Here is a 23,033-nt window from a genome sequence, read left to right as displayed (position 1 = left end):
ATATAATTCCGATACACAAACTATGTATTTGCGTTCGATATTCACTATTATAAAAACCATTTCGTGTTCTGTAAAGAGAGAACTTGAAATTGGTTTCTTTTTTTACAGAAATATTTTTCATTCAAGATTCATTGACGTATAAGAGCAGCTGCTCATACATTTGTTCAATCCCTTGAGTACGAAGGCTGTATCCGATTACATTCTCACCTTCGATATAAGCGTAAATCAATCCTGCTGTCCGCAAATTAAATAGATGGTCATGTACAATCCCTTTGGAGATACCGACATGCTTAACGATTTCTGTGAAGCTTTTCGGCTCTTGATATAGATACTGCAAAATACGAAGCCGGCTTTTCTCTCCAAGACTCCGAATAGCTTTGTGCATCATAACCGGTATATCGTCATTTACTTCATGAATTCGAGATGAGTAGTTGCATATAGTCACTTTTCCAAAATGATAAATGATGTTGGCAGGCTGAAAATGATACTGCGGAATGAATATAAGCCGCTCCAGACCTTCAATAGGAACAAAATGAAATCCATTCGTCGTCTCATCGACAAAGTTCATTAGTGGGCTCTCATTCATTTCCTGCTGTTTTTGCACTGCGTGCTGCTTAAGTCTATCGATCATGTTACGATCCCACTTCTGGAAATATTGCTTATTCCACTCCGACAGAAGATAATGAATCCGTTTACGGTACTCGTCCACATTATCCGGGAACCTGTTCACGTACTGAGATAACATCTCATATATTTCACCTGCAGATAACCCTTCAAGCCATCCTAGGAAAGTCTCTACTTCGGTATTACAGGGACACAAATAAAGCAATAAATAGACAAGCTTCCAATCATAATTTACTTCTGTATGATCTAGAACAGAAGCAAACTCCTCGGTAATTTTGTTCCGTACTTCTTTTGCCCAAGAAACTCCTAGATCGGTTTTTTTGTAAGATTTTCTACAAATATATGTATGCAAGCTGTTCAACAACTCATGAACAGGCGCAAATTGCACTTCGACTTCGTACGACATAGCTGACCTCCATATTAATTTGAATCTATTATAAATCGGAAAGGAGCAATCTTCTACTCTTGCAAAAATTACATGGTTGCGCATAAGCAAAACAGACCCTGTATCTTATACTAAATATCGGACATCAGGATCGGCCGTATCTCGATCGCAAATTGCCTTGCGTCTTCAACAGTGCGTCTACCAGTGACGATGTCATGCATTAAATTTAGAGCCATAAAATTCGCAGCCTCTTGGTCACATTTCGCAGAAGCTTCACCGCTAGTTCGATCAGGATACAAACTTCCATCAAACTGGGCAAGTTCATCAAACAACTGAACAGGTACTTTATAATCAATCGTCTGTTCCAAATAATCGAGATGTGGAGTAGGAAAGTTGTGAGGTACCGTGTCCAGATAAACAATAGTACGTTTCCACGGACCATTGTTATGCCAAATTATCCTTCTGGAGGCCAAAATCCATAATTTCCAAAAGAAGCCATTATTCGGCTCCTCTTTAGTAGACTTTTAGGCTTCTATCCACCCATTTGCGAACTACTTTTTGATACCAATAATAACGATCCTTCGGTACTCGCTCTAACGTCTGAAAATCAACAAATACTAAGCCAAAACGCTTGCTGAGACCAAAAAAAACCATGGCTCAAAAGCCATGGTTTTTTTTAAGTAACGCTACCTTTTATCGATTATAGATAAGCCGGAATGACGCACACTGGTTTGGATACTTCTGCAGAGCGGCCTGTATACTCCAGCTTGCCTGTCTGTTGATTTACGCGGAACACAGTTAAATTGTTGGAATCACGGTTCGCTGAAATCAAATAGTTTCCGTTTGGCGTTAGCGTAAAGTGGCGCGGATGTCCACCTTCTGTTGGTACATGTTCTACATAGGTTAGCTTGCCAGATTGTGCATCAATCGCGTACACGACAATGCTGTCATGGCCGCGGTTGGAACCGTACAAATATTTACCGTCGTTCGATACTCTAATTTCTGCCGTTGTGTTTTCCCCTTGGAATTCTGCAGGCAATGTTGAAACAGTCTCAATCGTATGTAACTGTCCTGCTTCTGCATCATAACGGAATGAAGTAATCGATGAATCGACTTCATTAATGACAAATGCAAGATTGCCATTTGGATGGAATGCCAAGTGACGAGGACCTGCTCCAGGATGCGTAGCCGTCTCGCCGTGGAACTCGAGCTTCTTGCTGTCATGATTAATCGTGTAAGCACGAATGCGATCGATACCTAGATCCGGTACGAAAATAAACCGCCCGTCAGGGCTGAAAAATGCGGAATGAGGGTGCGGCTGAGATTGACGTTCTGGATGTGCCCCTTTACCTTCATGCTGCTTCATATCAAGCAATTTGCCGACCATTCCATTTTCCTCTAGTGATAACAGCCCTATTTTGCCGCCATGATAGCTGGCTACAATTAGGTAACGGTCTTCTGCATCTCTTTGAATGTGGCAAGTCGTTGCATCTGTTGATTGAACGCGGTTTAGCTCGGTTAGCGTTCCTTTGCCTGTATCAACAGCGAATGAGATGACTTCGCCTACTTTTTTACCGTCATTAGATACCGTTTCTCCAATGGAGTACAATTTCTTATGCTGAGCGTCCAAGTTCAGAAAAGTCGGATTTTTGATCCCAGACACTTGATGCAAACGAGTCAGTTCACCTGTGGTTTCGTCAAATGAGTATACATAAACTCCAGGATCGGATGCTTCCGCGTAAGAACCAATGAATAGAAGCATGCGTTCAGATTGTGTTGTCATTGATTTATCCTCCTACCTAGAAATACATAAAGGCTACAGCCCTTTACTTTTAGTGTATACTTTTTCCTTTGGCAAAATCAAATTAGATTTTGATATTCTTTTTACTGCTCAGCAGCCGCCATACCTACGGGACCTCCGCCTATAACCGCTACAGGTAATTTCATGTGTTTGACCTCCTTAGAACAGTTGTAATATTTGCGATTTGCAAGTATTATTCTAAAAAAATAACTTCCATGAGCGGGATTACCCAATGGGAGTCGTACAGCACTTGCTCGATTTCGCCATGCTTTCGTTAAGCAACTGAATCGAACGTAATACAGTTTCCTTCTCAAAGTCATTCATATGTGAAAATATTTCATCTAGGTTATTGTTCATCTCCGTATCAATGGTTGTAGCTACAAATTTCCCTTCTGTAGTAAGAGATAGAATATATACCCTTCTATCTTCGGGTGACGGTGTTTTCTTCACCAATTTCATCTTCACTAGCGTCCCAATCTGTCTGCTGAATGTCGTAATATCCATTCCTAAAGTATCAGCAATTTGCTGCATCGATGGATTATGTTGCCGATCGATTTCGTATAATATATGACTTTGCGTTAATGAAATGTCTACCCCCCCAACCGTGCAGCAGTTTTTATTCAAAAAACCAAATCGGCGGGTCATCGTTTGAAACAGTTCACGTGTCGTGCTCATCTGCAATCACCTCTTGAAAGGAGTATATTTCATTTATTTGCATTTTGCAATTATATTCCTGTAGTTTCAGTACATAAATTTTAATTTTGTATCACATCAATAGAAAATATTTCTTTTAACCCCTTTTTTCCATTAGGAGTAATTTTTATCGCCCTTGTGTTAGACAAACGCTCAATCCATTTTAATTCAAACAGTTTTTCTAGAATTGCATTTCCTAAAGCTCCAGCCAGGTGATGACGTCTTTCCGTCCAATCTAAACATTTATGTGACAAGGAACGACGTCTTCTCTTCACTTCTTGAAGGTTAATTTGAAACGACGTGAAAAATTCCTTGCCTTGATGAGTAACTCTAAATTCATTTTCGTCTTCGTACAGAACCCCCATTGTGATTAAAGACTCTGTTAATTGAACACCTAAATTACCTGCTAGATGATCATAGCACGTTCTCGCTAGGCGAATCGCTTTATCTTCCGAAGATTGTCTTAAGGACTTAATTTGCGCAGGCGGGGCTATTGATAATAGCGACTCTAGCACTTGAGCAATCTCTTGATTTCGAATTCCATAGTAACGATGCCTGCCTTGTTTTTGAACGGTTACGATATTGGCATCGACCATCTTGTTTAAATGAAAACTAGCTGTCTGCGGTGTAATCCCCGCCATATGTGCTAGTTCGCTCGCAGGATGAAACCTGCCATCGAGCAAAGCTGTTAATATTGCTGCACGTGAAGCTTCACTCACCAAAGCAGCCACCATTGCCACATTAGAATTTACATTCATTTTCATCTCACCCCTCCGATATGTAATCCATACTTCGATGATAATCGAAATGTTAATACTTTACAATAAGAGTGAACATATATCAAGGAGGAGATGAAGTGAAAACAATGGATCAAATTCCAATTTCGAAAGTAATCGACCCTAAAATTTTATATTATGGGTCTGCTGTTATTTTACTAAACACGCTAAATGAAGATGGAACCGTAAATATTAGTCCTATATCATCGTCATGGGCCTTAGGTGACTGCATTATATTAGGGATTGGACTCGGCGGAAAAGCTATAGAAAATATAAACCGTCATCCTGAGTGTGTCATTAATATTCCAAGCCCATCCTTATGGGAAAATGTTGAACAGCTAGCTCCTTATACAGGAAAAGACCCTGTTCCAGATTATAAGAGACGTCTAGGATTTGAGTATGAAAAAGAAAAGTACAGAATCTGCGGGCTAACCTCTTCTGAATCCATATCAGTAAAGCCTACTCGAATCCAAGAATGTCCGATTCAAATTGAAGCAAAGGTGCAGCATATTCGCATTCCGGAATATTCTCCTCATTTTGCAGTTGTTGAGACACAAGCAATACAAGTACATGCTCATGAGAATATATTAATAAGTGAAAATCACATCGATCCAAGCAAATGGAGCCCTCTTATATACAATTTTCGGCACTATTTCGGTCTTGGTAATCAGTTAGGCAAAACCTTTCGAGCAAAAACGTAAACGATACATCTCACAAGTAAAAAAAGCACCGCCGCATTAAAGCGGAGGTGCTTCTAATAGATGTAAGTATGAGGTTCAGTGATTTAGCCTTCAAGCAGCAAACTTTCAGGATCTTCGAGAAGTTCTTTGACCTTCACCAAGAATCTGACAGCCTCGGAGCCGTCAATAATACGGTGGTCATAAGAAAGCGCAATGTACATCATTGGTCGGTTTTCCATTCTTTCCTCATCAATTGCGACTGGGCGAAGCTGTATTTTGTGCATTCCCAAGATTCCGACTTGCGGTGCATTTAGAATAGGCGTAGACAGCAACGATCCAAATACACCGCCGTTCGTAATTGTAAATGTTCCGCCTTGAAGTTCTGACAGCGATAGAGAGTTGCTGCGAGCTTTAGCTGCAAGCTCTGCGATTTGTTTCTCAATTTCCGCAAAGCTTAGACGGTCGGCATCACGAACAACCGGTACAACTAAGCCTTCTTTTGCTGAAACCGCGATACCGATATCGTAGAATTTCTTAATCAGCACATCTTCACCGTCAATTTCTGAGTTGACCATCGGAAAAGCTTTTAAAGCGCCTACGACGGCTTTTGTAAAGAAAGACATGAATCCTAGAGATACGTCGTACTTCTCGATGAACGACTGTTTACGGCGTTTACGCACATCCAAAATGGCTGTCATATCGACTTCATTGAATGTCGTTAGCATCGCTGCTGTTTTTTGCGCTTCAAGCAGACGGTTAGCAATCGTAAGACGACGTCTGCTCATCCGCTGACGATCTATTGGCTTCGCAGGGTTAATGACTTCTGATTTAGAAGCAGCCGGTGCAGCTGGTGCTGCAGGCTTACTGCTTGGCTGTGCAGATGGAGCTGGTGCTGTGGATGCTCTAATATCTTCTTGATAAATACGGCCAATTGGATCGCTAGACTGCACTCTGCCCAGATCAATACCAAGTTCACGAGCAAGTTTTCTCGCAGACGGTGATGCCGGACGAGAATTGTCACTAGGTTCCACAACAACAGGAGCCGGTGTTGCTTGCGTGGCAGGCGCTGGCGCTGCTTGCGGAGCTGCTTGTGCTTGTACTGGTGCAGGCGCTGGCGCTGTTTGAGCATTGCCGCCTTCATTAATGGTGCCGATCACTTCACCAATTTGAACGGTGTCACCTTCTTGCTTAACGATGCTTCCAATAACACCAGCCGCTTCGGCACTAATTTCTAAGTTAACTTTATCTGTTTCGAGTTCCAGGAGAACATCGCCTTGATTAACAGTGTCTCCAACTTTTACATGCCATTTGTAAATAGTTCCTTCGGTAATCGACTCACCCATTGCCGGTACGATAATTTCGTTCATCGATGCTACCTCCCTAGTGAGATATGTTCATTTATAGAGCTTTGATTAAGGGCTAATGAGAAAATCTGTTGCTGTTCAAAAGCATGAATGTACGCATAGCCGCTTGCTGGGCTGGAACGTTCTGGACGACCGATATAACTTACATCAACGCCTTCTGGAGCAATTCCTCTAAGGAGCGGTTCGATGTAACTCCAACTACCCATATTTTTCGGTTCTTCTTGTACCCAGATCATCTCTTGAAGATTAGGGAAACGAGAAACAATTTTCTCAATTTCTTGACGCGGGAACGGATACAACTGCTCGGTGCGCACAATATGCAGCCAAGAGAAGTCCTTATCTTTTTCCTTCTCAAGCGCATCTTCCAAATCAACAGCAACTTTACCCGTGCACAGAATCACTCGTTTCACTTTCTTCGCTTGTTTACCAAGCCCTTCTTGTTCCACCACTGGCTTAAACTCCCCTTCGCTAAAAGCGGATGCTGGAGAAGCTGCACGAGGGTTGCGGATCAAACTCTTAGGTGCCATAACAATGAGCGGCCGAGCTTCTTCTGATTCTGTAAGCGCTGCTTGTCTGCGAAGCAGATGGAAATATTGAGCGCTGCTGCTCAAGTTCACTACCGTCCAGTTCTCTTCAGCAGACAGCTGTAAGAAACGTTCCAACCGTGCGCTTGAATGTTCCGGTCCTTGACCTTCATAGCTGTGAGGAAGAAGCATAACCAAACTCGATTTCTGTCCCCACTTAGAACGTCCAGATGAAATAAATTGGTCGATCATGACTTGCGCTACGTTCGCAAAATCACCATACTGTGCTTCCCAAATAACGAGTGTTTCTGGTGAGAACACATTGTAACCATACTCAAATGCAAGCACAGCCGTTTCAGAGAGCGGACTGTTATGAATCGCAAAAGACGCTTTGGCTTGCGGCAGTTGATGCAGCGGGCAGAACAGCTCTCCCGTCTCCGCATCATGCAGTACCAAGTTCCGATGTGCAAATGTAGCGCGCTCTGCATCTTGTCCCGTAATACGAATAGGTCTGCCATCAGCCAAAATCGTAGCAAAAGCAAGCGTCTCGGCTTGACCCCAGTCTACTTTCTCCCCATCATTCAGTGCTGTTGCACGGCGCTCTAGTATACGCTGCAACTTAGGATATACACGAAAGCCTTCTGGCCATTTCAGCAAATCAGCGTTGATTTCGCGAAGCTTATTCATCGGTACGGCAGTCTTCACTTTCAAAGACTTATCGCTTCTCACTTCCACGTTAACAGGCGCTTGTTCTTCTTGCTGCTTCACTACTTCGAAAGCTTCTTTGAAATGGTTATTAATATTTTCTTTGAACTCCTCATATTGTCCTTCTTTTAGCACACCTTGTTTTTTCAAACGGTCTGCATAAATGAGACTCACTGTAGGATGATTTTTAACTTTTTGATATACCGTTGGTTGAGTCGTTTCCGGATCATCTGTTTCGTTATGTCCATATCTGCGGTATCCAATCAAGTCAATGAGGAAATCTTTCTTAAACCGTTTGCGATACTCGCTCGCTAGACGTGCTGCAGCTATGCATGCTTCCGGGTCGTCTGCGTTCACGTGAACGATAGGGATTTCATAACCTTTGGCAGGGTCACTGGAATAACGCGTCGAACGGGAATCTTTGCTTTCTGTTGTAAAGCCGATTTTGTTATTCGCGATAATATGAATCGTTCCGCCATGCTGATATCCTGGAAGTCTGCCGATATTCAGCGTCTCTACAACGATCCCTTCACCTGGGAAAGCTGAATCTCCGTGAATCACAATCGCGACGGATTTATCGACATTTTGCCGCGGATAGCCAGGCGCATTACGTTCTTCTTGAGCTGCGCGTGCGAAGCCTTCTACTACAGCATTTACAAATTCCAAGTGACTTGGATTGTTTGCGAGCGTAATGCGAGTCTGATTGTCACCCGTATTAATCGTACGAGTTGCTCCTAAATGATATTTCACGTCTCCTGTTGACCCATAGTTGAGTGTCGTTAATCCTTCAGAAGGCGATATTTTTTTATTTGGTGAGTGGTAGAATTCCGAGAAAATCTTCGTATATGGTTTACCAAGAACATGAGCAAGAACATTTAGCCGACCGCGATGGGCCATGCCCATAACGATGTCACTAACGCCGTTGCCTGCCATCACCCGTACAATTTCATTGACGAGCGGAACGAGAACATCGTTACCTTCAACGGAGAATCGTTTCTGACCCACAAAAGTACGGTGAAGGAAATCTTCAAATTGCTCTGCTTGAATTAGAGATTGCAGCAATTCCTTTTGTTCTTCCGGTTTCAAACTAGCAGAGAAAGAATTAGATTCCACTTGGCTGTTAAGCCATTCCCTCTCTTCTTCATTGTGTATATGACTAAACTCGTATGCAGTGGTGCCAGTATATAATTCACGTAAGCGCTGAATCGCTTCCCAGCCATTTGTCACAGATGCAGGTGCTCCGTCCCAAATAAAAGCAGCTGGAAGCGCTGATAGATCAGCCTGAGTCAGCTGGTACGTTTGCGGTTCTAGCATTTTAGTATCAGCCGGTTCGCTAATTCCTAACGGATCAATCTGTGCTGCTAAATGACCATAGGTGCGAATATTCGATACCAATTTACTTGCATCTACACTCTTTTTGAGCAAACTTTGATCTATGACGTTGCCGTCAAATGACTCCGCTTTCATTTTAGTAGACATGGAAGCAGGTGGAGCTCCGAAGTTTGCGAACAATTCGCGGAAAGAAGAATCGACAGACCCCGGATCATTTACATACTTCTCGTACTGCTCTTGCACGTAACCGAGATTCGGTCCGTAGTAAGATTGCCATTGTCCTTGCACATTTTCACTGGGCTTCATCGCTGAATACCTCCGCCTAGATTAATTTTATTGGTTCATGGACGGAATTTCTTAAAAGTTTATACATTAATTATATATAACCTTGCGTCATACCTTAAATAACCATTTCATATCATTATCATCTATAAGATAGATTAATTATGTGAATATAAGAACAAGCTTCGAATGCTGTCGATTTATAACTGAAAGATCATGGGCTAAAGTATTAAATATGTATACAGCGCACAAGAAAAAAACTGACGCCTGTCGATTGTTGGCGCCAGCTTTGGAATTATAAACTCTATTTTTGGGCTGTTTTCTTGATCGCCGCTTCCATATTAACATTATAGATCATATTAACTAAGATCATACCTATGGAAGCGATAAATGTTGTTTCTTCATCAACAATGATAGATCAATATGATTGCCCAGTCACAATCTTCTTAATGTCATCAACCGGAACTTTAGGTACACGGTCGTAGGTGAGCAGACCGTTTATTTCCTGCTCAACATCTGTGAGCTGTGTATAACAGAAACCTTGCACAATTGGAGATGTATACATCGGGCGAATAACGGCTGTAAGACGTCTTAGAAAATCTTCATCATTTTCTGCACCAGAGTAGCCCCATCCTTCCCAATCACTCTTCTTATAGGCAATACCGCCAAACTCGGTTACCATGATTGGCTGACCTTCGTATTTGCCGTCTCCGACGAAGATTTGGCGGTTTGAAGGCATCGAATGAACTGCAGTTTCTGCAGACGCATAACGTTCTGTCAGCACTTGTTCACGCCATTCATAGTCATGAATGCCAACGATGTCTGTCTTCACCATTTCCCAGCCATCATTATAGATGACGAGCCTTGTGTCGTCCAACGATTTGATCATATGATACATCGCAAGTCCATGTTGTTGCTGCCGGGCATCAATCTGAACATTCGGAACACCCCAGCTCTCATTGAGCGGTACCCATACGATAATCGATGGATGATTATAGTCACGTTTGATCACTTCCTGCCACTCATTCATAAATCTGCGTACATATTGTTCCGAATATTGATAGGCATTGGCGGCTTCACCCCAAACGAGCAGCCCCATTCGGTCAGCCCAGTACAGAAATCTTGGGTCTTCCATCTTCTGATGTTTCCGTACACCGTTGAAACCCATTGCCTTCGTCAGCTCAATATCTTTGATGAACGCTTCGTCAGTCGGAGCAGTTAACAGACTTTCAGGCCAATAACCTTGATCAAGCACTAGACGAAGATAATAAGGTCTATTGTTCAGGTTCAGTCTGCCATTCTCGATAGACACTTTACGCATTCCAAAATAACTTGATACTTCATCAACCACCTGTCCATCCTGAAGCACTTCAAAGTGGATATCATACAAGTTTGGATTTTCCGGCGACCACAATCGTCCTAAGCCATGATCGTTAAAATCATGAAGCCCAACCGTACGAACTTCTTCACCGGTTGTTACCTTAAAAGTATCTTCCGCCACAAGCGTGCCTTGAAACGTAATTGTTAAACGCGCTTGTAAATTGACGTTCTGCTGTACATTCGCGAAGTACATTCGAATGCGGATCTCATTACGATCGATATCCGGTGTAAATTTCACATGTTTTAAATGAGCAGGATGCACAGCTTCCAGCCATACCGTCTGCCAAATACCTGTTGTCCGAGTGTAGAAAATACTTGCCGATTGCTCTTCCCAATATTGCTTGCCGCGCGGCAGTGTTACGTCTCGGCTATAGTCCTCTGCCCTCACAACGATGACATTCTCACCGTCTTTCAAAGCCTCGGTAATGTCTGCTTGGAAGGGTGTATGTCCGCCTTCATGCGTTGCTGCTAAATGTCCGTTCACCCATACATGTGCTGTATAATCGACAGCTCCAAAATGAACAATTACACGTTTTGACCTCCAAGCTTTCGGAACTTCAAATGTTTTGCGATACCAAACTAAATCATGAAATGATGGATCCTCAACGCCGCTTAATTGACTTTGAAACGTGTACGGTACTTGTATTTTACGGTCAAAAGGCTGAGCTTGCTGAAACCATTGTTCACGGTCGCCTCGGCGTTCATCATCAAAGGCAAAATCCCATTCGCCGTTTAAGTTCATCCACTCTTTGCGTTCGAACTCTGGACGAGGATATTCTGGTCTTGGTTGTTGTACTGGCATGGAAACACCCTTCCTTCGTAGTTGATTGTTTTAACCGCTTTCATTTATTCGTGCTAAGCACTAAATTCAATTTAGTGCACACATACCGCTACAATCAATTAATAATCTTACAATTGTTTTATTAAAAGAAAAGACTGCCCCCCATCATGGAAGCAGCCTTATACTTCATTTCAATTATTGCTCTGTTAAAATAATCGGACCGTCTGGGGTAATCGCAATCGTATGCTCGTATTGCGCAGACAGCTTGCCATCCGCAGTTCTCGCTGTCCATCCATCTGAGTCAACAGTCATACGATATGTTCCTTCATTGATCATAGGCTCGATTGTGAACACCATGCCTTCTTTCAAGCGGAAACCTTTGCCTGGCTTACCGATGTGAGCGAAATTGGGTTCCTCATGAAGATTGCGTCCAATTCCGTGTCCTAGCAAATCACGCACAACAGAGAAGCCATTTTTCTCAGCATGTGCTTGAAGCGGTGCAGTCACATCACCAATTCGGTTGCCTGCCACCGCATTTTCGATACCGATATATAAGCATTCTTTCGTCACGTTCATCAGTTTCTCTGCAGTTTCGGAAATGTTGCCGACTGCATAACACCAAGCGGAATCGCCAAGCCAGCCGCCGTACTCGGCAACGATATCAATCTTAACGATGTCACCTTCTTCAAGCGGAGTTTTGCTAGGAAATCCATGAGCAATAACGTCATTGACAGATGCACATGTCTCGTAATCAAAGCCGTTATATCCTTTCGTAAACTGCTTGCCGCCCAGCTTCTTAATGTGGCTTGCCACAAAGCTGTTAATCTCCCAAGTCGTAATCCCTGGCTTGATCAGGTTCGCCAGCTCGCGGTGACAATCGGCAACAATCTGGCTCGCCTTGCGCATTTCATCAATTTCGCGCATTGATTTTAAAATAATCATATTTTATGAACTCCTCTTCTTATTCATTGTAAATAACATATCCATGACCTCATTCGTATCGAATGCCAAATCCGGTCGATGAATATATATCCCTGCACAGCCCATAAGCGAACCGATCATCATAAGCGCACGCTGCCCCGCTTGTTCATCATTCTCTTTCTGAACTGCGTGGATGAACGGATGAATTAAATCTGTCTGAAAATATTCCTTCAGCCGCTTAGACGATCCGTTAGGCAACTGCCTAAATTGTTCAATGCCCATTTTATATAAAATAAATACAGAATGATTGTGAAGCCAAAGCTCAAAGAGCAGCTTACAATATTGTTGCAACTGATCGGGCCTCTTACTCATGTCGCCTTTTAAATACGTTTCTGCAAGATCTCTAGCTCGTTCTAAGGCACTCCACGCCAAGTCCTCCAACAGCTGATATTTATTTTTATAATAATGATAGACCGTACCGTACCCGAGACCGGCGAAGTTCGCGACATCGCGCATTTCCATGAGCAGTCCTTTGTCCAAATAGACCTCAGCTGCCGCTTTCATAATTTGCTCTATTCTCATCTCGCGAATTTCATCATTTTGTTCTCTTGTACGGGGCGTCATGCAGAACACTCCTTTTTTTGACCTACTGATATGTCAATATAAAACAAAGTACTCCTTTTTCACCCTAAAATCAAGTCTATGACACGTAATTTATGAGAGCACATTTTTAATCTTTCCTTAACGTAACGTAAATGTTTTACAATAGGTCCAAAGGAGAGGTTCAAATGACTTTTATGAAAATAAAAGAACTTGCTGCAAAACTGCAAATTACACCGAGGGCGATCCGTTTCTATGAAGAGAAAGGGTTGATCCACCCAGCCAAACAACCTAATAATGATTACCGGTTATTTTCTGAAAATGACGCTTGGAGAATTCAAACTATTTCTTCCTTGCGAGAAGTCGGCATGAGCATTGACCACATTCGAGCTGTACTCAGTGAGCTTGATGACGGTAATGACAATGAAATTTTATATTATTTAGAACAGCAACGATCGGCCATGTATTCGCAGTGGATTGAACTCAAGCAAATGATTCAGACAACGGATGAGATGATTGATTTACTGAAACAACAGAAGACATTGCAGATTGAGCACATCGTTCACCTTGCTAACGGTTCTAAGAGACTTCGTGATTTGCGTAAAACATGGAGCGACCGCTGGAATTTCGACCGACAAGCCTCATTTTATGATGAGCTGGTTACTTCCAGGCAAGCTATTAATCTCTATGAAAATTACGAGCAAGCTCTTGATCTGACATTGGCTTGGGTAACACCAAGCAAGACCGAAAAAGGTCTCGACATCGGTACAGGAACCGGCAACTTAGCTGGACGCTTCCTTCAAGCTGGAATACCAATGGCAGCGATCGATCAATCGAAGCAAATGCTTAAACAGTGCCAAATGAAATATCCTCACTTAGAAACGAAACTGGGCAACTTTCTTGCTATTCCTTACTTGGACGATCAATTTGATTTTATCGTGACGAGTTACGCCCTTCATCATCTTACTGACGAACAAAAGCTAATAGCACTTGAAGAAATGGCTCGAGTGTTACAACCGCACGGCCGTATTTGTATAACCGATTTAATGTTTGAAAATGAAGCAGCCCGCTCTCGGTACTTAAGGGAATTAGAACAGCAAGGAGCTTTTGAAATGAAAGATGCCATCCTGGACGAATACTATGCAGACAAATCCTTAATACTAGACTGGTTTGAGAAGAAGGGCTATATGACCAGACATGAGCAGTTAAGCGACTTGCTCCACATTGTGTACGCTGTACCTATAAGAAAGCGTTGACCTTAACGCAGCGTCATCGTCTAACCTCCAAGTATGCAATCATTCCATTATCAGTTCTGGAGGTTAGAAGCACATGAAAATATTAATTAAGAACGGCTCCATCGTATCGATGACCGGAGATGAAGATCCCTTCATAGGAGATCTGTTGATTGAAAATGATCGAATTGCATCGATTCAGCCTGACATTACCGCAGATGCTGATGAAATCATTTCGGCAAAAGGCATGGTCGTCATGCCTGGTCTTATTAACGCACATAATCATACACCGATGAGCTTGCTTAGAGGTTTCTCCGATGATTTAAAGCTAATGGACTGGCTGGAGAAAAAAATGCTGCCCGCAGAAGAACGTATGAATGAAGAGGACATTTACTGGGGCGCAAAACTAGCGATGGCAGAAATGATCCGTTCAGGTACAACTTCTTTTGCAGATATGTACATTCATATGAACCAGATTGCAGAAGCCGTGAAAGAGGTAGGTATGCGCGCTTCTCTCACAAGAGGTCTTGTGTTCAATCACAATGACGGAGGGAAACGGCTTACTGAAGCAATCGATCTAATCAAGCGATGGTCCGGACAAGCGGACGGAAAAATTACGACGATGTTCGGACCACATGCCCCTTATACATGTCCGCCAGAACCACTCAAAGAAGTTATTCATTTAGCCGTCGAAATAAATATACCTATTCACATTCATTTAGCTGAAACAGTAGAAGAATTGACAATCATTCGTAATCGTTATCATCAAACACCTGCTGAATATTTAGCTCATCTTGGAATGTTTGAGAAACTCCATGTTCTTCTTGCACACGGCGTTCATTTAAATGATAAAGATATTAGACTGCTTCAAGGAATGCGCGGAGGTGTGGTACACAATCCTGTCAGCAATTTAAAGCTCGGCTGCGGAATTGCTCCTATCTCTTCAATGATGAAGCAAGGCATAACCGTAGGGTTAGGCACAGACGGAGCTGGCAGCGCGACCACGCTGGATATGTTCGAAGAAATAAAGACTGCAGCTTGGCTGCAAAAGTTAAATGCAGCTGATCCAACCGTAATGTCAGCGAAGGAGGCACTACGCATGGCAACGATCGGAGGCGCTAAGCTGCTGCATATTGATCACGAAACAGGTACCCTTGAAGTCGGTAAGAAAGCAGACATGATCCTCATTGATATGAATAAGCCCCATCTTCAGCCGATCCACCAGGTAGAGTCGCTCCTTGCATATAGTGCAACTGGTTCTGATGTCCATACCACCATCGTTAACGGAACGATTCTCATGAGAAATCGTGAGCTATTGACTATTGATGAGGATGAGCTGATCCAACAAGCTTCATACCGTGCGAAAAGGCTAGTTCAAGGATTATAACATTCCATAATTGTGATGCTCAAAAAAAAGGCTGGTGACTCGTCCTCACAGGACTGCACCAGCCAAAATCATTTGTTGGATAAAGATAAACAGAAAGAATTACCTAAAAACAAACCTTATGCGTTAATGCTCTTAACCAGCTCAACAACTTCTTCTGCTGTACTCATTTCAAGAGCTTTCGCAGCGAGATCTTTCATCTCAGCTTGGCTAAGCTTCGAAATTTGACTTCTAGCAGGCAGAATAGAGGTAGCACTCATGCTGAACTCGTCAAGACCAAGGCCGAGCAGAAGAGGAATGGCTGTAGCATCCCCTGCCATCTCGCCGCACATTCCTACCCAGCGTCCTTCGCGATGCGCAGCATCGATAACCATCTTCACAAGGCGAAGAATTGCAGGATTATACGGCTGATACAGATAGGATACTCGTTCATTCATCCGGTCTGCAGCCATCGTGTATTGGATCAAATCGTTCGTTCCAATACTGAAGAAATCGACTTCCTTCGCGAATTGATCCGCAAGTACTGCAGTCGAAGGAATTTCGACCATAATACCAAGCTGAATGCTATCGCTGACTGGGATGCCTTCCGAAGCTAGTTTCGCTTTCTCCTCAAGGAGAATCGACTTCGCTTGACGGAATTCCGTTAATGTCGCAATCATAGGGAACATAATCCGCAAGTTGCCATGAACGCTGGCACGAAGTAATGCCCGCAGCTGCGTACGGAACATATCTTGACGGTCCAAGCAGAGACGGATCGCTCTAAATCCAAGGAATGGATTCATCTCTTTAGGAAGATCGAGATATGGAAGCTCTTTGTCGCCGCCGATATCAAGCGTACGAACAACAACAGGCTTACCTTCCATCTTCTCAAGCACCGTCTTATACGCATTGTACTGTGCATCTTCAGAAGGCAGCTTGTCACGGCCCATGTACAAAAATTCTGTACGATACAAGCCTACAGCTTCTCCGCCGTTTTCAAGCACGCCAGTTACGTCAGCAGGTGTACCGATGTTAGCCGCAAGCTCTACGTGATGACCATCGCGTGACACGGACTTCTCATCACGAAGTTTACGCCATTCTGCACGCTGTGCATCATACTCTTGCTGCTTCACTTGGTACTGCTTAATCACATCTTCAGACGGGTTAATGATCACTTCCCCTTCAAGTCCGTTCACAATAACCATGTCGCCATTTTTCACTTGGCTGAGTACGTCTTTCGTACCAACAACAGCAGGAATTTCAAGCGAACGCGCCATAATAGCGGAGTGAGAAGTACGACCTCCGATATTCGTTGCAAATCCTTTTACATATTTCCGGTTAAGCTGTGCTGTATCGGAAGGAGTTAAATCCTCAGCGATGATTACCGTCTCTTCACTAATTTCTGCGGGATTCATGAAAGCTAGGCCAAGAAGATGCTTCAAGATCCGCTTGGTCACGTCACGCATATCTGCTGCACGCTCTTGCAAGTAAGCACTTTTCATGGATTCAAACATCGCAACGAATTGAGATGCTACTTCATTAAGCGCATACTCGGCATTGACTTCATCAGATTCAATCTTCCCCTTTACCGTACCAATCAGTTCAGGGTCAGCCAAAATGAGCAAATGAGATTCAAAGATTTCAGCCTTTTTCTCTCCCAACTCTTGAAGCGTACGCTCTTTAATCGCCTCAAGCTCAGCTTTGGATTTCTCCAAAGCTGAGTCTAGGCGAGCGATCTCTCCAGCAACATCTGTCACTTTGCGATGCTCTACTGTGAAGTCAGGGTGCTCAAGAATGAACGCGCGGGCAATAGCAATTCCTGCAGAAGCCGCTATGCCTTTTATTGTAGTCATGCAAGTTCCCCTAGCCCTTCGTTAATCATTACATCTTTTAGGGCGTTTAGAGCTTCTTCTGCGTTTGGACCTTCAGTAATTAGTGTAATCGTGTCGCCTTTTTCAAGACCAAGGGACAATACACCTAGAATCGATTTTAACGTTACTTTTTTACCTTTTGCTTCAGCAGATGATTCTGTTTCTTTGAATTTGTTAGCTGTGTTCACGAGTGCTGTTGCCGGACGTGCGTGGATTCCATCTTCATCAATAATTCTAAAAGTTTGTTGCATATATAACATCTCCATTCGATTATTTATTAAAGTTTAATGGTAATAATGTCAGCTTCACCAGAAGCGACCTTACCTGTCTTGTTCAGCTTAACAGAAGATCCTTCAGGCAAGTTCGAGAATATGATCGGCGAAATAATAGATGGTGCATTTGCTTTAACATACTCCAAATCGACTTCCATAATAGGCTGACCTGCCTTCACTTCGTCGCCTTCTTTAACTAGAACATTAAATCCTTGACCTTTCAGTTTAACCGTATTCACACCTATGTGAACGAGAACTTCTTTACCGCCTTCAGACATAATACCGATCGCATGTTTACTAGGGAATACGTTATACACTTTACCGTTTACAGGCGATGCAATTTTTCCGTCAGACGGCAGAATTGCAAAACCATCACCTGTCATACGTTCAGAGAATACAGGGTCTGGAACGTTAGAAATATCCATTAGCTCACCGTTCGCTGGAGCTACGATTAGTTCTTCTTTAACCGTGTTCGCGGCATCATTTGACGTCGCTTGCTCAGCAACTTCTTTCGGTGCTGTATCTCTTGGAGCAGCAGAAGGTTTTCTGCCTGCCATAATATCGTGGATTTGCGTCTTGATAATATCAGACCGTGTTCCGAAGATCGCCTGAATGTTATTGCCTACTTCAAGCACACCCGAAGCGCCAAGATTTTTAAGACGATCTTTGTCGACATCTTTCGGATCTTTTACTTCTACACGAAGACGAGTGATACATGCATCCAAGTTTGCTATATTCTCCTGACCGCCTAGAGCAGAAAGAATTTGGGCTGGAAGCTCATCTCCTCCTGTTTCCACACTTTCTTCCGCTTTTTCCTTATCTTCACGTCCCGGTGTTTTCAAGTTGAACTTGCGAATAACGAAACGGAATCCGAAATAGTAAATGACCGCGAACACTAAGCCTACTACGATAACCAACCACCAACGAGTACGGTTTGGCAGAACACCAAAGATCAAGAAGTCAATCAAACCGCCTGAAAATGTCATACCAATTTTGACATTAAGCAGATACATCGTCATAAAGGACAACCCAGCAAAGACCGCATGGATTGCAAACAATACAGGTGCTACGAACAAGAACGAGAACTCAATCGGCTCAGTAATCCCTGTAAGAAACGATGTAAGAGCTGCGGAACCCATAATACCAGCAACATACTTTTTGTTTTCTGGTTTTGCTTCGTGATAAATAGCAAGAGCCGCTGCAGGAAGACCGAACATCATGAAAGGATATTTACCAGTCATGAATGTACCTGCTGTGAAAGGAACGCCATCTCTCAGCTGAGCCATGAAGATTTTTTGGTCACCGCGAACGAGTTCGCCGGCTTTGTTAACGTATTCACCAAATTCGTACCAGAACGGTGCATAGAAAATGTGATGCAGACCAAATGGAATAAGGCTTCGTTCAACGATACCGAAAATTAACGCAGCAAGCGTTTTGTTCGTATCAATCATGTTGTGAGAAACCGCGTTAAGTCCACTTTGAACCGGCGGCCACACAACAACCATGATGAGCCCCAGAATCAAAGATGTAACCGCCGTCATAATCGGCACAAATCGTTTGCCGGCAAAAAATCCAAGATACGAAGGCAGCTCGATGTTGTAAAATCTCTTATACATGGAAGCTGCTAAAATACCAATAATAATACCGCCAAAAACACCTGTCTGCAATGTAGGCACACCGAGAACATTAGCGTAAGCATAATCTTTGCCGACCATGCTTGGTGTTACACCTACAACGGTTTTCATCGTCACGTTCATAATGAGATAACCGATAATCGCAGCTAGACCAGCAACACCCTCGCCTCCAGCTAAACCTACAGCTACACCGACAGCAAACAGTAACGATAAGTTATCGAAAACAATTTGCCCAGCGTTCATCATGACAGTTGCCAATGCTTGAACCCAGTGAGCGTTCAAAGCAGGTAAGTATGCTATAAAATCAGGATTGACCAGCATATTCCCGATGCCAAGTAGTAGACCAGCAGCTGGCAAAATCGCGACAGGGAGCATAAGCGCCTTACCGACTTTTTGTAATACGCCAAAAAGCCGCTTGAACATATAGAGCACTTCCTTTCAATTCTGTAGTTTCTTGGTGAAAACAACAAACAAAAAAGCATGAGCTAACAAAAGTATCCGCCTGTATCGCCCTTTAAGAATAGAATGCCTAAAATGGGTGCAATACATCCAAAATACTTTCATCAACTCATGCCTGATCGAATCAGTAACACGTTGTTACATTATTAATTTGTTGAATTCCTTTACGTATTCTAGCACTGTTTGCATAAAGGTACAAGAGGTTTATGAATAGATTATTCCGTCTTCATCTACTATTCATTTTTCTGAGCTACACGATGTAAATGTACCGTTAAATAGCTAACTTCTGCTTGATACACGGGTTTATGCAGTCTTTGCTCCATCACTTTGGTCAGCTTCCATGCGAGCGAATACATTTCCGGGTACTCTTGATGAAGAAGCCGATCGAGTCCGGTCGCTTCCTTCACTTTTTCGCCTCTGCGAATTCGTTCGATTGCGAACCTTAAATGAGTTAGAAGCCTTGAGAAATCAAGACTGTCTCTCGGGATAGGCGACCCAAGCTTCTCTTCAATGATCTTTACTAAGTCGGCAATAAGCCTGGAATACTCTTGAATTTCGGTAATATGCTGATTCGTCATCGCGCTGTATATATGCAAAGCTACGAAACCGATTTCATCTTCTCCCAAGTCGACTCCCATTCTTTCCTTAATCATTTGCACGACGTGCTTAGCCATTTCATATTCCATTGGATAAATTTCTTTCGTTTCAAACAAAAACGGATTATGAATAGCAAGACCCTGTTCCAGTCGTTTAATCGCAAATGCGATATGGTCCGTTAAAGCGACGTGAATATGTTCATTTAGCGGCTCTTTGCATTGCTGTGATATATAGAGAATTGCTTCATTCATCACTTCAATGAGTTGCTCATTAATATGAGGCACTAACTGCTTATATTGATCCCGTTCTTCTTTATTGGTTAAAATAAACATTTTTTCGACAGCTTCCATTGGGATCACATCTTTTGATTTGCGATTAAAGCCAATGCCTTTACCAATGACAACGATTTCATCATACTCAGGATGTTTCGCAATAATAACATTATTATTAAGTACTTTCTCCACCAATAAGCTGCTCACTTTTGCACCTCATAATATCCCGTTTATACTCGCTAAAATTATCAAAAATTTCTGAATTCGTCAAACGGGTATATAACGAGAATGTCATTCATTAACTTCCATACAAGATTACACTTATTGTTCTTTGGCAGCGCTTGCCTCGATGTTAAGCGAAGTTTTTGGCGGTTGTACAGCTGCTGTTGATTTATGCGTGAGTCCTTTAATAAGGTTTTCCACATCAATTCCTGAAATATTTTTCAACATTTCAGGCGCTGTTGACATAAGGTCGGTTACGTAATTACTCACTCTTGCCGCTCCTTCGCCTCTTCCAGTATCTACAACCGTTAATTTATCGATAGCAGACATCGGCTCAGCAATTTTACCTGCAAGCTCTGGAAGCATTTTCACAATAATGTCCAGCACCGCTGCCTCGCCAAATTTTTGGAATGCTTCTGCGAGCTTCTCTTTGGCATCCGCTTCTGCTAAACCTCGAAGCCGGATCACTTCCGCTTCCGCTGTACCTTTCGCGCGTTCAGCATCTGCGATTGCAAGACCTTCAAGACGTCTCTGCTCTGCCGAAGCCTTCGCATGCGTCTCAATGGAATACTGCACTGCATCTGCTTCCCGCATTTTCCGCGCTTTCTCAGCTTCTGCCGCTTGCTCTACTGCATAACGATCGGCTTCTGCCTTTTTCTTCACTTCAGCATCGTATTGTCGTTCACGCACTTGAATTTCTTTCTCTTGAAGATCAATTTCCCGTTCTTTGCGGACGAGTTCGACTTTCATCTGCTCTTCCACCATTGTCTGCTTCGCCCGAGCTTCTTGAATATGATAAGCCTGATCCGCCTCTGCCTTCGCCGTATCCTGATCTTTCTTAAAGGCTGCAACTTTTAATTCTTTCTCCTTGGCCGCTTCTGCAATATTCGTATCACGGAGCAGTTCGGCTTTCTGACCTTCTTCTTCGGCACGAGCTTTCTGAATGCGTGAGTCTCGCAATGCCTCGGCCTCTGCAATGTCTGCATCTCTCTTGACAGCAGCTATACGCGGCTTACCGAGCGCCTCCAAATATCCATGTTTGTCACGCACATCTTTAATGGTAAAGGATACAATTTGCAGACCCATTTTCTTCAAATCACGTGCCGCTACTCCTTGTACTTCTTGTGCAAATTTATCACGGTTACGGTACACTTCTTCAACCGTCATTGAACCTAAAATGGAACGAAGATGGCCTTCAAGCACTTCTTGTGCTTCCCCTTTTAGCGATTCAATAGGCTTACCCATAAACTGTTCTGCGGCTGTTGCAACGTCTTCAACGGAACTGCCCACTTTAATAATGGCTACTCCATCAGCTGACACGGGAACTCCTTGCTCGGTGTACACTTCCGGCGTTGTCACATCCAATTTGTGCGATAACAGAGATAGAAATTCCGACTTTTGAAATACAGGCCAAATGAATGCACCGCCGCCGCGCACAATTTTAATTTTTCGTCCAGATTGATCATCTGATATGTGCTTGTTTCCTAGAAAAGTTCCTGTTACAATCATCGCCTCATCAGGACCAACCGTTCGATAGCGAGCCCAAAAGGCAAGCCCCAGAACAATAAGAACTCCTACGACTATAGCTGGAATGACTAAAAAATCTGGCATTACATCACTGCTCCTCTCTCTTCCAGTTCTGAAACGTGAAGGATGCCTTCTATCACATCGACCACGACGACACGTGAGCCTGCAGAAACGTTGCACTTATCGAAACTGGCAGCTATATGAATCGTATTCGTTGCTCCGATCGTTACCATTACTTCACCGTATCCGTCAGCTGGAATGGACACACTGACTTCGCCCAAATGTCCAATCAGCTCTTTTATGGAGAAGGATGTTGAGTTTTCACTGTTCTCCATCGGTTTCACATAACCAAAATAAATAAGAGTCGATACCGCAATGGCAGATAATATTGAAATTATCATATTCACTCCAGCGCTTAAGCTAGAGTATCTTGTTAACAATAAGCCCGCTCCTCCGAATACGGTGATGGCTCCGGCTATGATAACTGGTTTAAAAAAGTCAATTGACAGAAAATCAAAAATCCCGTCAAGCGCGTGACTGATCACATCTCCGATCAAAACCGTAACGATGGCGAATAAGACTCCGCCAGCCAAACATCCTAAATACAGTGCTTCCATCTATGCAGACCTCCTTCCTTTCCACTGGACTATGATATTGGGTAATACGTTATTTATTACATGATGTTTCATTTTCTGGATGCAAAAAAGCGCCTACCTTTTACAAGTAAGACGCTTTT

General features: G+C 43.1%; 19 protein-coding genes and 1 pseudogene. 3 read left to right on the top strand and 17 right to left on the bottom strand.

What is annotated here, in order from left to right:
• Positions 1-121: 121 nt before the first annotated feature.
• The 6 genes and pseudogenes from J2Z20_RS00485 to J2Z20_RS00460 all read right to left on the bottom strand — a co-directional run bounded on the left by J2Z20_RS00485 (position 122) and on the right by J2Z20_RS00460 (position 4,261).
• Positions 122-1,030, bottom strand: a complete 909-nt coding sequence (locus J2Z20_RS00485; protein ID WP_209844308.1) for an ArsR/SmtB family transcription factor — start codon at positions 1,028-1,030, stop codon at positions 122-124.
• A gap of 149 nt (positions 1,031-1,179) precedes the next feature.
• Positions 1,180-1,485 (bottom strand): annotated as a pseudogene (locus J2Z20_RS00480) (hypothetical protein); the annotation flags it as partial.
• Positions 1,486-1,522: 37 nt separating this feature from the next.
• A complete protein-coding gene (locus tag J2Z20_RS00475) occupies positions 1,523-1,663 on the bottom strand; it encodes a family 1 glycosylhydrolase (RefSeq protein ID WP_209844306.1) in 141 nt (46 codons plus the stop codon).
• Positions 1,664-1,709: 46 nt separating this feature from the next.
• Positions 1,710-2,792: a lactonase family protein gene (locus J2Z20_RS00470; protein WP_209844304.1), complete on the bottom strand. Its 1,083-nt coding sequence runs from the start codon at positions 2,790-2,792 to the stop codon at positions 1,710-1,712.
• Between the two features lie 243 nt (positions 2,793-3,035).
• Positions 3,036-3,485, bottom strand: a complete 450-nt coding sequence (locus J2Z20_RS00465) for a MarR family winged helix-turn-helix transcriptional regulator (RefSeq protein ID WP_209844302.1) — start codon at positions 3,483-3,485, stop codon at positions 3,036-3,038.
• 80 nt (positions 3,486-3,565) lie between these two features.
• The gene (locus J2Z20_RS00460) at positions 3,566-4,261 is read right to left on the bottom strand and encodes an ArsR/SmtB family transcription factor (protein ID WP_209847116.1); all 696 of its coding nucleotides are present in this window, start codon (positions 4,259-4,261) and stop codon (positions 3,566-3,568) included.
• 107 nt (positions 4,262-4,368) lie between these two features.
• Between J2Z20_RS00460 and J2Z20_RS00455 the strand changes: the two genes are divergently transcribed.
• The gene (locus tag J2Z20_RS00455; RefSeq protein ID WP_209847113.1) at positions 4,369-4,980 is read left to right on the top strand and encodes a flavin reductase family protein; all 612 of its coding nucleotides are present in this window, start codon (positions 4,369-4,371) and stop codon (positions 4,978-4,980) included.
• Positions 4,981-5,063: 83 nt separating this feature from the next.
• Here the strand turns inward: J2Z20_RS00455 and odhB are convergent, their stop codons facing one another.
• The 5 genes from odhB to J2Z20_RS00430 form a co-directional block, all read right to left on the bottom strand.
• Complete coding sequence (odhB, locus tag J2Z20_RS00450; protein ID WP_209844300.1) at positions 5,064-6,326, bottom strand: 2-oxoglutarate dehydrogenase complex dihydrolipoyllysine-residue succinyltransferase; 1,263 nt, start codon at positions 6,324-6,326, stop codon at positions 5,064-5,066.
• A 5-nt stretch (positions 6,327-6,331) separates the two neighbouring features.
• Positions 6,332-9,190 carry a 2-oxoglutarate dehydrogenase E1 component gene (locus J2Z20_RS00445; RefSeq protein ID WP_209844299.1) on the bottom strand — a complete coding sequence of 953 codons (2,859 nt, stop codon included), beginning with the start codon at positions 9,188-9,190 and terminating at the stop codon, positions 6,332-6,334.
• A gap of 394 nt (positions 9,191-9,584) precedes the next feature.
• Positions 9,585-11,348, bottom strand: a complete 1,764-nt coding sequence (locus J2Z20_RS00440; RefSeq protein ID WP_209844296.1) for a glycoside hydrolase family 2 protein — start codon at positions 11,346-11,348, stop codon at positions 9,585-9,587.
• A gap of 174 nt (positions 11,349-11,522) precedes the next feature.
• Positions 11,523-12,269: a type I methionyl aminopeptidase gene (gene map / locus J2Z20_RS00435; protein ID WP_209844294.1), complete on the bottom strand. Its 747-nt coding sequence runs from the start codon at positions 12,267-12,269 to the stop codon at positions 11,523-11,525.
• 3 nt (positions 12,270-12,272) lie between these two features.
• Positions 12,273-12,872: a TetR/AcrR family transcriptional regulator gene (locus J2Z20_RS00430; protein WP_209844292.1), complete on the bottom strand. Its 600-nt coding sequence runs from the start codon at positions 12,870-12,872 to the stop codon at positions 12,273-12,275.
• A gap of 173 nt (positions 12,873-13,045) precedes the next feature.
• On the opposite strand from J2Z20_RS00430, the gene J2Z20_RS00425 reads away from it, so the two are divergent.
• Together J2Z20_RS00425 and J2Z20_RS00420 are read left to right on the top strand one after the other, a co-directional pair.
• A complete protein-coding gene (locus tag J2Z20_RS00425) occupies positions 13,046-14,104 on the top strand; it encodes a MerR family transcriptional regulator (RefSeq protein ID WP_209847110.1) in 1,059 nt (352 codons plus the stop codon).
• Positions 14,105-14,177: 73 nt separating this feature from the next.
• Positions 14,178-15,467, top strand: coding sequence for an amidohydrolase (locus J2Z20_RS00420; RefSeq protein ID WP_209844290.1), 1,290 nt, complete (start codon positions 14,178-14,180; stop codon positions 15,465-15,467).
• A 116-nt stretch (positions 15,468-15,583) separates the two neighbouring features.
• Here J2Z20_RS00420 and ptsP read toward each other — a convergent pair whose 3' ends face one another.
• The 6 genes from ptsP to J2Z20_RS00390 form a co-directional block, all read right to left on the bottom strand.
• Positions 15,584-17,296: a phosphoenolpyruvate--protein phosphotransferase gene (gene ptsP, locus J2Z20_RS00415; protein ID WP_209844289.1), complete on the bottom strand. Its 1,713-nt coding sequence runs from the start codon at positions 17,294-17,296 to the stop codon at positions 15,584-15,586.
• A complete protein-coding gene (locus J2Z20_RS00410) occupies positions 17,293-17,565 on the bottom strand; it encodes an HPr family phosphocarrier protein (protein ID WP_209844287.1) in 273 nt (90 codons plus the stop codon). The genes ptsP and J2Z20_RS00410 overlap by 4 nt, the downstream gene beginning before the upstream one ends.
• Positions 17,566-17,591: 26 nt before the next feature.
• The gene (gene ptsG / locus J2Z20_RS00405) at positions 17,592-19,643 is read right to left on the bottom strand and encodes a glucose-specific PTS transporter subunit IIBC (protein WP_209844285.1); all 2,052 of its coding nucleotides are present in this window, start codon (positions 19,641-19,643) and stop codon (positions 17,592-17,594) included.
• A 269-nt stretch (positions 19,644-19,912) separates the two neighbouring features.
• Positions 19,913-20,755 carry a glucose PTS transporter transcription antiterminator GlcT gene (glcT, locus tag J2Z20_RS00400; protein WP_209844283.1) on the bottom strand — a complete coding sequence of 281 codons (843 nt, stop codon included), beginning with the start codon at positions 20,753-20,755 and terminating at the stop codon, positions 19,913-19,915.
• 114 nt (positions 20,756-20,869) lie between these two features.
• The gene (locus J2Z20_RS00395) at positions 20,870-22,381 is read right to left on the bottom strand and encodes a flotillin lipid rafts scaffold protein FloT (RefSeq protein WP_209844281.1); all 1,512 of its coding nucleotides are present in this window, start codon (positions 22,379-22,381) and stop codon (positions 20,870-20,872) included.
• A complete protein-coding gene (locus tag J2Z20_RS00390) occupies positions 22,381-22,914 on the bottom strand; it encodes an NfeD family membrane protein (protein WP_209844279.1) in 534 nt (177 codons plus the stop codon). The genes J2Z20_RS00395 and J2Z20_RS00390 overlap by 1 nt, the downstream gene beginning before the upstream one ends.
• Between the last annotated feature and the right edge of the window lie 119 nt (positions 22,915-23,033).

This window comes from Paenibacillus sediminis (assembly GCF_017873765.1).
Taxonomy (GTDB): Bacteria; Bacillota; Bacilli; order Paenibacillales; family Paenibacillaceae; genus Paenibacillus_AG; species Paenibacillus_AG sediminis.
The sequence above is the reverse complement of the archived record's forward strand: the minus strand, read 5'-3'. Positions and strand labels throughout refer to the sequence as shown.

Excerpts from the sequence above, each read along its gene's own strand:
- J2Z20_RS00420 (WP_209844290.1), top strand. The coding sequence starts at position 14,178 with ATGAAAATATTAATTAAGAACGGCTCCATCGTATCGATGACCGGAGAT.
- J2Z20_RS00475 (WP_209844306.1), bottom strand. The coding sequence starts at position 1,663 with ATGGTTTTTTTTGGTCTCAGCAAGCGTTTTGGCTTAGTATTTGTTGAT.
- J2Z20_RS00395 (WP_209844281.1), bottom strand. The coding sequence starts at position 22,381 with ATGCCAGATTTTTTAGTCATTCCAGCTATAGTCGTAGGAGTTCTTATT.
- J2Z20_RS00465 (WP_209844302.1), bottom strand. The coding sequence starts at position 3,485 with ATGAGCACGACACGTGAACTGTTTCAAACGATGACCCGCCGATTTGGT.
- odhB (WP_209844300.1), bottom strand. The coding sequence starts at position 6,326 with ATGAACGAAATTATCGTACCGGCAATGGGTGAGTCGATTACCGAAGGA.
- ptsP (WP_209844289.1), bottom strand. The coding sequence starts at position 17,296 with ATGACTACAATAAAAGGCATAGCGGCTTCTGCAGGAATTGCTATTGCC.
- J2Z20_RS00485 (WP_209844308.1), bottom strand. The coding sequence starts at position 1,030 with ATGTCGTACGAAGTCGAAGTGCAATTTGCGCCTGTTCATGAGTTGTTG.
- J2Z20_RS00410 (WP_209844287.1), bottom strand. The coding sequence starts at position 17,565 with ATGCAACAAACTTTTAGAATTATTGATGAAGATGGAATCCACGCACGT.
- J2Z20_RS00425 (WP_209847110.1), top strand. The coding sequence starts at position 13,046 with ATGAAAATAAAAGAACTTGCTGCAAAACTGCAAATTACACCGAGGGCG.
- ptsG (WP_209844285.1), bottom strand. The coding sequence starts at position 19,643 with ATGTTCAAGCGGCTTTTTGGCGTATTACAAAAAGTCGGTAAGGCGCTT.
- map (WP_209844294.1), bottom strand. The coding sequence starts at position 12,269 with ATGATTATTTTAAAATCAATGCGCGAAATTGATGAAATGCGCAAGGCG.
- J2Z20_RS00390 (WP_209844279.1), bottom strand. The coding sequence starts at position 22,914 with ATGGAAGCACTGTATTTAGGATGTTTGGCTGGCGGAGTCTTATTCGCC.
- J2Z20_RS00440 (WP_209844296.1), bottom strand. The coding sequence starts at position 11,348 with ATGCCAGTACAACAACCAAGACCAGAATATCCTCGTCCAGAGTTCGAA.
- J2Z20_RS00460 (WP_209847116.1), bottom strand. The coding sequence starts at position 4,261 with ATGAATGTAAATTCTAATGTGGCAATGGTGGCTGCTTTGGTGAGTGAA.
- J2Z20_RS00445 (WP_209844299.1), bottom strand. The coding sequence starts at position 9,190 with ATGAAGCCCAGTGAAAATGTGCAAGGACAATGGCAATCTTACTACGGA.
- J2Z20_RS00430 (WP_209844292.1), bottom strand. The coding sequence starts at position 12,872 with ATGACGCCCCGTACAAGAGAACAAAATGATGAAATTCGCGAGATGAGA.
- J2Z20_RS00455 (WP_209847113.1), top strand. The coding sequence starts at position 4,369 with ATGGATCAAATTCCAATTTCGAAAGTAATCGACCCTAAAATTTTATAT.
- J2Z20_RS00470 (WP_209844304.1), bottom strand. The coding sequence starts at position 2,792 with ATGACAACACAATCTGAACGCATGCTTCTATTCATTGGTTCTTACGCG.